7 protein-coding genes are annotated in these 8046 nt (G+C 62.1%); 3 read left to right on the forward strand and 4 right to left on the reverse strand.

The features are described 5' to 3' along the window. Nucleotides 1-272: 272 nt before the first annotated feature. The gene (locus P1U48_RS17895) at nucleotides 273-1031 is read left to right on the forward strand and encodes an autoinducer binding domain-containing protein (RefSeq protein WP_301070656.1); all 759 of its coding nucleotides are present in this window, start codon (nucleotides 273-275) and stop codon (nucleotides 1029-1031) included. Nucleotides 1032-1460: 429 nt separating this feature from the next. Here P1U48_RS17895 and tsf read toward each other — a convergent pair whose 3' ends face one another. From tsf to P1U48_RS17910, 3 genes are all read right to left on the reverse strand, one after another. After that, on the reverse strand, nucleotides 1461-2366 hold the full coding sequence (tsf, locus tag P1U48_RS17900; RefSeq protein WP_301070657.1) for a translation elongation factor Ts: 906 nt from the start codon (nucleotides 2364-2366) through the stop codon (nucleotides 1461-1463). Between the two features lie 79 nt (nucleotides 2367-2445). Beyond that, a complete protein-coding gene (rpsB, locus tag P1U48_RS17905) occupies nucleotides 2446-3243 on the reverse strand; it encodes a 30S ribosomal protein S2 (RefSeq protein WP_301070659.1) in 798 nt (265 codons plus the stop codon). 355 nt (nucleotides 3244-3598) lie between these two features. Continuing rightward, nucleotides 3599-4489 carry a YicC/YloC family endoribonuclease gene (locus tag P1U48_RS17910; protein WP_301070661.1) on the reverse strand — a complete coding sequence of 297 codons (891 nt, stop codon included), beginning with the start codon at nucleotides 4487-4489 and terminating at the stop codon, nucleotides 3599-3601. 281 nt (nucleotides 4490-4770) lie between these two features. Here P1U48_RS17910 and P1U48_RS17915 point away from each other — a divergent pair, with 281 nt between their 5' ends. Beyond that, nucleotides 4771-5475, forward strand: coding sequence for a PAS domain-containing protein (locus P1U48_RS17915; protein WP_301070663.1), 705 nt, complete (start codon nucleotides 4771-4773; stop codon nucleotides 5473-5475). 138 nt (nucleotides 5476-5613) lie between these two features. Here the strand turns inward: P1U48_RS17915 and P1U48_RS17920 are convergent, their stop codons facing one another. Further along, complete coding sequence (locus P1U48_RS17920) at nucleotides 5614-6993, reverse strand: class II 3-deoxy-7-phosphoheptulonate synthase (RefSeq protein WP_301070665.1); 1380 nt, start codon at nucleotides 6991-6993, stop codon at nucleotides 5614-5616. Nucleotides 6994-7136: 143 nt separating this feature from the next. Here P1U48_RS17920 and P1U48_RS17925 point away from each other — a divergent pair. Further along, nucleotides 7137-8046 (forward strand): GlxA family transcriptional regulator (locus tag P1U48_RS17925; protein ID WP_301070667.1); only part of this gene is annotated, 910 nt, incomplete at its 3' end.

Below are 8046 nucleotides of genomic sequence, written 5' to 3' on the forward strand. Positions count from 1 at the left end.
CGCTAGACAAACCACTGTTTTCTAACAAGAGTCGCAGTTGAAGGTAGCGCGCGCCCAGCCACATGCAAAAGTCGTGTAATCGGTATTATGTAAATATTACGCATGAACAAATCCCTTGAAACACCAAAGCTTGCCCGGTGATCTTCACCCAGACCACAGGTCTATGCTGTTGCTACGTATCGCTCGACAAATGCGTCGTCCGCGGTTTACTCTTTCCTGATCGCGCAAGCGCCACGGCTTGCCTCACCCAACTGAAATCGAGCCGAGCACAGATGCAGTCGCGCAGAGACTACCTCGAACGCCTGACCAACGCCCCGAGCATCGAAGAGCTGTGGCTCTTGCATTGCGAGAAGATGGCCGAGTTCGGCTTTGACCGGTTGCTCTACGGCTTCACCCGCTACCGCACCACCACCTCGCTGGGCGACCCCGAAGATTTCGTCATTTTGACAAATCATTCAACCACTTACACTGATGTATTCATGGGTAAAGGGCTCTATTTCCACGCCCCGATGGTCCGCTGGGCGCTGGAAAACGAAGGCGCCTGTTCCTGGCGTATCGTTGCTGACATGATGGCCAGTGGCACCCTCACTGAAAGCGAACGCAAGGTGATCGATTTCAACCGGTCGATGGATGTGCGCGCCGGCTATTCGATCAGCTTTAAATCGATCTCACCGCGCACCAAGGGCGCGATTGCGCTGACCGCGAATTCGGGCATGGAGCAGGATCAGGTCGATGCAATCTGGAAGGAACATGGCCGCGACATCGTGATTTACAACAATGTCGCCCATCTCAAGATCCTCACCCTGCCCTATGCCGGTCCCTCGCGCGAATTGACCAAGCGCCAGCGCGAGGCGCTGCAATGGGTTGGCGATGGCAAGACCACCCAGGACATCGCGCTGCTGATGGGTCTCACCGCCGCGACGGTGGAAAAGCACCTGCGCCTGGCGCGTGAGAACCTGAGCGTGGAAACCACCGCCCAGGCGGTGCTGAAAGCGGCGTTCCTCAACCAGATGTTCATTCTGGAAGCCTGAGCCGCGGCTCTGAGGTAAAAAAACCTGAAATCCGAAGGGTTTGCTTAAGCGTTTCCGCCAAAGGTATGGATTCCCTTACTTTCCTGACGCCGCGTCATGTCGCAATCTGTGGCTGTTCCGTGAGTGGTGGCTTTATCAAGCCATGGGACATCACCGGACCATACCCCTTGGTATTTTGTAGGGGCTCTGTGGTTCGGCCGGGTTACACCGGTGCCGGTCAGGGTCGTATTTCCGTCTCTGATCGGCGTTTTCGAACCCGCCCCGTCATCCCCAATTTCGGGCGGGCGAATGCGAACGGTGTTGGTCATACGGTCAGCACCGTTTTGCATTTGATGTTGAAACATACGCCCAAAAGAAAACCGCCGGGATGTTTCACCCCGACGGTCTCGATCACTCTCCGACGGGCGCCTTGGCCCGTTGCGGCAAGGTTCAGCCCTTGGCGGCCTTGGCGACCTCGGCGGCAAAGTCCTCGGTCTCTTTTTCGATGCCTTCACCGACTTCCAGACGCACAAAGCCGGTGATCTCAACACCAGCGGCCTTTGCGGCATCGCCGACGGTGATCTTGTCCGCTGACACAACAAATTGCTGGTTCAGAAGCGCGATTTCACCGACGAATTTCTTCATCCGGCCCGGGATGATGTTGTTGTGAATCACCTGTTCGGGCTTGGGTTTCTTGTCGTTGGCGTTTTCTTCCAAGGCCTTGGCAGTCTGAACCGCCAGTTCCTTTTCGATCACCGCGGGGTCAAGCCCGGCTTCGTCCAACGCCTGCGGAATCGGGTCAGCCGCCGCGATATGCATCGCAACCTGCCGCGCGAAGGCTTCGTCGTCGCCGCTATAGGCCACCAGCACGCCGATCCGGCCCATGTCGGAGGCGGTGGCGTTGTGGACATAGGACACCACATTGCCGCCAGCGACATGCGCCAACCTGCGCAGGGTCATGTTCTCGCCGATCTTGGCGATCTTGTCGGTAAGGATTGCCTCGACGCTGGTGCCGCCGATATCGGCAGATTTCAACGCTTCGACATCGTCAACCTTCAGGGCTGCGGTGGCGAAGTCGGCCACCATCTGCTGGAATTCGGCGTTCTTGCCGACGAAATCGGTTTCCGAATTCACCTCGATGGCAACGCCCTTGCCGCCCTCGACCGCCACGGCGACCAGGCCCTCGGCGGCGGTGCGCCCGGATTTCTTGGCGGCCTTGGCCAGGCCCTTGGTGCGCAGCCAGTCGATTGCGGCTTGCATGTCGCCATCGGTTTCGGTCAGCGCCTTCTTGGCATCCATCATGCCTGCGCCGGTCATTTCGCGCAGTTCTTTCACCTGTGCGGCAGTGATCGCCATATCGGGATCTCCTTCGATCTTTGGGTCTTTCCGGCCGCCATTTGCCAGCGGCCGGTTACGAGTTCGTGACAGGTGTCACTCAGGCCTTGGGCGCATCCGCTGCTGCGGCTTCCGCTTCGACCGGCGCGGCGATCTCTTCTTCCATCGGGGCCGCTTCCATCGCGCCCAGATCAACACCGGCAGCGCCCATCTGTGCGGTCATCCCGTCCAGAGCGGCGCGGCTGGCCAGATCGCAATAAAGCGCTATGGCCCGGGCCGCGTCGTCATTGCCGGGGATGATGTAATCGACACCCTCAGGCGGGCAATTGGTGTCAACAACGGCGACAACCGGGATGCCCAGCTTGCGCGCTTCGGCAATCGCCAGCGCTTCTTTCTTGACGTCGATGACAAACAGCAGATCCGGCAGGCCGCCCATTTCGCGGATGCCGCCCAGGCTGGCCTGCAGCTTGGTCTGCTCACGTTCCATGCCCAGACGCTCTTTCTTGGTCAGCCCGTCGGCGCCGCCTTCCAGCTGCTCGTCGATCGCCTTCAGCCGGTTGATCGACTGGCTCACGGTTTTCCAGTTGGTCAGGGTGCCGCCCAGCCAGCGGTGGTTCATGTAGTATTGCGCGCATTTTTCGGCGGCATCGGCCACCGGCTGCGCCGCTTGCCGTTTGGTGCCGACGAACAGCACCCGGCCGTTCTTGGCCACGGTGTCGCGGATCACGTTCAGCGCGGCGTCGAGCATCGGCACCGTCTGGGTCAGATCAAAGATGTGAATGCCATTGCGCGCGCCATAGATGAACTCGCCCATACGGGGGTTCCAGCGTTGCGTCTGGTGGCCAAAGTGAACGCCTGCTTCCAACAGCTGACGCATGGAGAATTCGGGCAATGCCATGCCAATTTCCTTTCCGGTTTGATGCCTCGGTGGGGGACGACCTGTCGGTCAACCGGCGGACAGCCAGGGATGTCTCCCCCGTCTGCCCAACCCCACCAGCGGAGTTAATCGCCGCCCAGTACACCGCCCGGTCCAGAACCGCAAGCCTCGCCGCGTCCCGTGCCGAAAATCTTGCCGCTTCCTCTGGTCAAAAATATCCTCGGGGGTGAATGGCCGCAGGCCAGAGGGGGCAGAAAGCCCCCTTCCCTGTCCAAATTCCCTGTCCAAATTCCCTGTCCAAATTCCCCGTCCGAATTCCCCGTCCGAATTCACTGCCCGAATCCCCCGGCTTCACTCCCCGGCTTCACGCGCAGCCTCACTCGACGTTCTGCACCTGCTCGCGCATCTGGTCGATCACCGCTTTCAGGTTTAGGCCGATGCGGGTCAGCTCGGGGTTCTGCGATTTCGAACAGAGGGTGTTGGCCTCGCGGTTGAATTCCTGGGTCAGGAAGTCGAGCTTGCGACCCACCGCGCCGCCCTTGGCCAGCAGCTCACGCGCGGCCCCGACATGGGCGCCGAGCCGGTCGATCTCTTCGGTCACATCGGCCTTTACCGCGATCAGGGCCAGCTCTTGCGCCACCCGGTCGGGATCGGCACCGGCGGCGGCGTCCATCACCCGCGCCAGGGCCTGAGACACGGCCGATTCGGTGGCACCACGCCGTGCTTCGGCTGCGGCTGACGCCTCGGCCGTCAGGGATTCGATCTGGTCGATCTGGTCTTTCAGCACCGCCAGCAGCGCCACGCCTTCACGTTTGCGCATGGCGATGAAATCGCTGAGCACCGGTTCGAAATCCGCTAGAATCGCATTGGTCAGCTGCGCGTCGCCGGTGGCCTCTTTGCCCGCATCCAGAACCCCGCGCAGGGCCAGCAGATCAGCGGCCCGGGACGGTGCCAGCGAAATGCCTTTTTCCAGAGCCCGATCCTCGACCGTCGCCAGCGCCGTCAGCATCGCATCCAGCTGCACCGGATCGAGGCTGAGCGCGGTGGCACCACCCTCGCGGCCCAGCCGCAGCCCGAGGGTGACACTGCCCCGGTTCAACGCCTGGCTCAGCCGTTTGCGCAGCTCCGCCTCCAGCCCCGGTGCCCAGTCCGGCACCCTGAGGCGCAGGTCCAACCCACGGGCATTGACCGCCCGCAGCTCCCAGCTCCATTCAAAAAGCTCATGCGTGCCGCGCCCTGAGGCAAAGCCTGTCATCGACCGTATCACTGTGTTCTCCCTGCCCCGGCGTTTGTCTCCAGTTACGCGCCTGTGATAGCGGGGGCAAGCGCGGGCGCGGTGTTGAGAGCCGCGCCACCATGCCCTCCCTCCATCGCCCGCCACCCGAGTTGATTAACCAATTCTGAAGAAATTTCATAAATTCAGCGCCAATTCTGCGATGTTAAGAGACGCGTAACCTCTCTTTGCATAGGGTTAACCGACGGGCGGCGGAGGCAGCCCGTCCGGGCCCGGCAGGGATCAGACCAACCTGCAATTCGGATCGCCCACTTATGGATCAACACGGCAAGATCATCGACATGTCGCCTTTCATCAAAGACAACCGGTTTCCCGCCCTGCGCGAGGTTGAGGGCTATTGGCAAGCCCTGCGCGCCGGGCGCCTGGTGCCGCGCCGGTCCGAGGTCGATCCGCGCGGTATCGCACGGGCGCTGGACGATGCCTTTATCGTCGAAAAGATCGCGCCCGGCCTTGCCCGTTTGCGGATCGCCGGGTCGCATCTGACCGAACTGATGGGGATGGAGGTGCGCGGCATGCCACTGTCGGCGTTCTTTTCGCCCAGGGCGCGGGCCAGCGCCAGCGATCTGATCGAACAGATGTTCGACAACCCGTCCAGTGTCGAACTGATGCTGAGCGCCGAGCGCGGCATCGGCAAACCAGCGATCGACGCGCGGATGATCCTGTTGCCAATGAAAAGCGACCTTGGCGATATTTCCCGGGCCCTGGGCTGTCTGTCGACACGGGGCGCCATTGGGCGCACCCCGCGCCGCTTTGACATCACCGACCAGATTCTGCGCCGCCTGGTGCCGGCCGGTGCCGGTGCAGAGACCATGCCTGACGCGCCGCCAGATTCCGGACCCGAGGTCGCAGCGGACACGCCGCCTCTGCCCGGCTTTGCCGCCCCGCGTCCGCCAGCGTTTGATCCGGGGCCTGGGCGCCCGGATGCGCCATTCCTGCGGCTGGTCAAATCCGACGACTGACAAACAGGCTGAAACCAGGCGGGTTGAAATTCGGCAGGCAGAACAGCACGCGACAGCAAAACGCCGCGTCGGAGGACCCGCGCGGCGTTTTCCATTCGCATGTTCCGGCGCGGCGATGGCCCGCCGCCCCGGCTCCGTTCAGCGGGCGGCGGCGGCCCGGTCGCTGCCGTTGTCATTGCGCAGCGCGGTCAATTCCTCGGCCACCAGGAATGCCAGTTCCAGAGATTGCGAGGCGTTCAGCCGCGGGTCGCAGGCGGTGTGATAGCGGTCCGAGAGATTTTCAAAGCTGACCGCCTGAACCCCGCCGACGCATTCGGTCACATCCAGACCGGTCATCTCGAAATGCACCCCGCCGGGGATGGTGCCCTCGGCCCGGTGTACCGCGAAAAAGTCCTGCACCTCGCCAAGCACCGCATCGAAAGGCCGGGTCTTGTAGCCGGAATCCGACTTGATGGTGTTGCCATGCATCGGGTCGCAGACCCAGACCACATTGGCGCCCTCTTCCTCGACCGCGCGGATCAGTTTCGGCAGATGCTCGCCAACCTTGCCCGCGCCGAACCGCGCGATCAGGGTCAGCCGCCCGGCCTCGTTCTCGGGGTTCAGCGTTGCCATCAGTCGTTTCAATTCATCGGGCTCAAGGGTCGGGCCGCATTTCATCCCGATCGGGTTCTGCACCCCGCGCAGGAATTCCACATGGGCGCCATCCGGCTGGCGGGTGCGGTCACCGATCCACAGCAGATGCCCGGAACCGGCCAGCCATTTGCCAGTGGTGCTGTCGACCCGGGTCAGTGCCTCTTCGTATTCCAGCAACAAGGCCTCGTGGCTGGTGTAGAAATCCACCTGCCGCAGCGCGAGTTGGCGTTCCGAGGACACCCCCGCCGCCTGCATGAAATCCAGCGTGTCGGAAATCCGGTTGGCCATGTCGCGGAACCGCTCGGCCTCTTCGGCCTCGGTAAAGCCCAGGGTCCAGCGATGCACCTCGTTCACATCGGCATAGCCGCCGGATGAAAAGGCACGCAGCAGATTCAGGGTGCCCGCCGATTGGGTATAGGCCTGCAGCATCCGCGCCGGATCGGGGATCCGCGCCTCGGCTGTAAAGGCCAGGTCATTGACGATGTCACCGCGATAGGAGGGCAGCTCGACGCCGTCCAGAACTTCGGTCCCGGCGGAACGCGGCTTGGCGAATTGTCCGGCAATCCGACCGACCTTGATCACCGGCACCTTGGCGCCAAAGGTCAGCACCATCGCCATCTGCAGCATCACCTTAAAGGTGTCGCGGATCGCATCGGCGCTGAACTGGTCAAAGCTTTCGGCACAGTCGCCGCCCTGCAGCAAAAACGCCTCGCCACGCGACGCCTTGGCCAGCGCGGCCTTGAGGCGGCGCGCCTCGCCGGCAAAGACCAGCGGTGGGTATTTCGACAGCTTCGCTTCAGCCGCATGCAAGGCGTCCAGGTCTGTATATTCGGGCATTTGAACCCGCGGCTTGCTGCGCCACCCGGCTTTTTGCCAATCGCCCATTTGTCGTCTCCGTCCATCCGGTGGGTTTGAGGACTGCCTTATAGCGGGACGCCCGAGCAAGGGCTACAGTCTAAATACGCCTCTTGACGCCGCTTTCGGAACCTGCCCAAGGTCGTGGGACCAGCATTCTGGAGCTTGCGGATATGGCCATCTCCGGCACCCGAGCCACGATTCAAACTCCTGCCGCCGCGTCGGTTGCGACGCGGCAATTCGTGTTTGTTCTGCTGAACAATTTCTCACTGTTGTCCTTTGCCTCGGCCATTGAATGCCTGCGGATCGCCAACCGGATGTCGGGCAAGCCGCTCTACAGCTGGCAGGTGGCCAGCGAGGATGGCGAAAACGTCAGCTGTTCGGCTGGCGCCACCTTTGCCGTCGATCAGGGGCTGTCGGAATTGTCACGTGAGGACACGGTGATGGTCTGCGCCGGGATCGCGGTACAGGACGCCACCAGCCGCCGCTTGCTGAACTGGCTGCGCCGCGAGGCGCGCCGGGGCCTGGCGGTCGGCGGGCTCTGCACCGCCGCCTATGTGCTGGCCAAGGCCGGTCTGCTGGACGGCAAGAGGGCGACCATCCATTGGGAGAACCAAGACAGTTTTTCCGAGGAATTCGAAGAGGTTGCTCTGACCAAATCGGTCTTTGTGGTGGATGGCAACCGGCTCACCACCGCCGGTGGCACCTCCTCCATTGATCTGATGCTGAAACTGATCGCCGATCACCATGGTGAAGACCTGGCCAATCTGGTCGCCGATCAGCTGATCTATTCCTCGATCCGCACCGATCAGGACACCCAGCGGCTGTCGGTGCCGACCCGGATCGGGGTGCGCCATCCCAAGCTGAGCCAGGTCATCCAGATGATGGAAACCAATATCGAAGAGCCGGTCAGCCCGTCGATTCTGGCACGCGATGTCGGCATGTCGACCCGCCAGCTTGAGCGGCTGTTCCGCCGCTATCTGAACCGGTCGCCGAAACGCTATTACATGGAGCTGCGCCTGCAAAAGGCCCGCAACCTGTTGATGCAGACCGATATGAGCGTGATCAATGTGGCGCTGGCCT

Source organism: Pseudooceanicola sp. (assembly GCF_029213205.1).
Classification (GTDB): domain Bacteria; phylum Pseudomonadota; class Alphaproteobacteria; order Rhodobacterales; family Rhodobacteraceae; genus Pseudooceanicola.

Coding starts and splice junctions, on each gene's coding strand:
- P1U48_RS17895 (WP_301070656.1), top strand. CDS start 273: ATGCAGTCGCGCAGAGACTACCTCGAACGCCTGACCAACGCCCCGAGC.
- tsf (WP_301070657.1), bottom strand. CDS start 2,366: ATGGCGATCACTGCCGCACAGGTGAAAGAACTGCGCGAAATGACCGGC.
- rpsB (WP_301070659.1), bottom strand. CDS start 3,243: ATGGCATTGCCCGAATTCTCCATGCGTCAGCTGTTGGAAGCAGGCGTT.
- P1U48_RS17915 (WP_301070663.1), top strand. CDS start 4,771: ATGGATCAACACGGCAAGATCATCGACATGTCGCCTTTCATCAAAGAC.
- P1U48_RS17920 (WP_301070665.1), bottom strand. CDS start 6,993: ATGGGCGATTGGCAAAAAGCCGGGTGGCGCAGCAAGCCGCGGGTTCAA.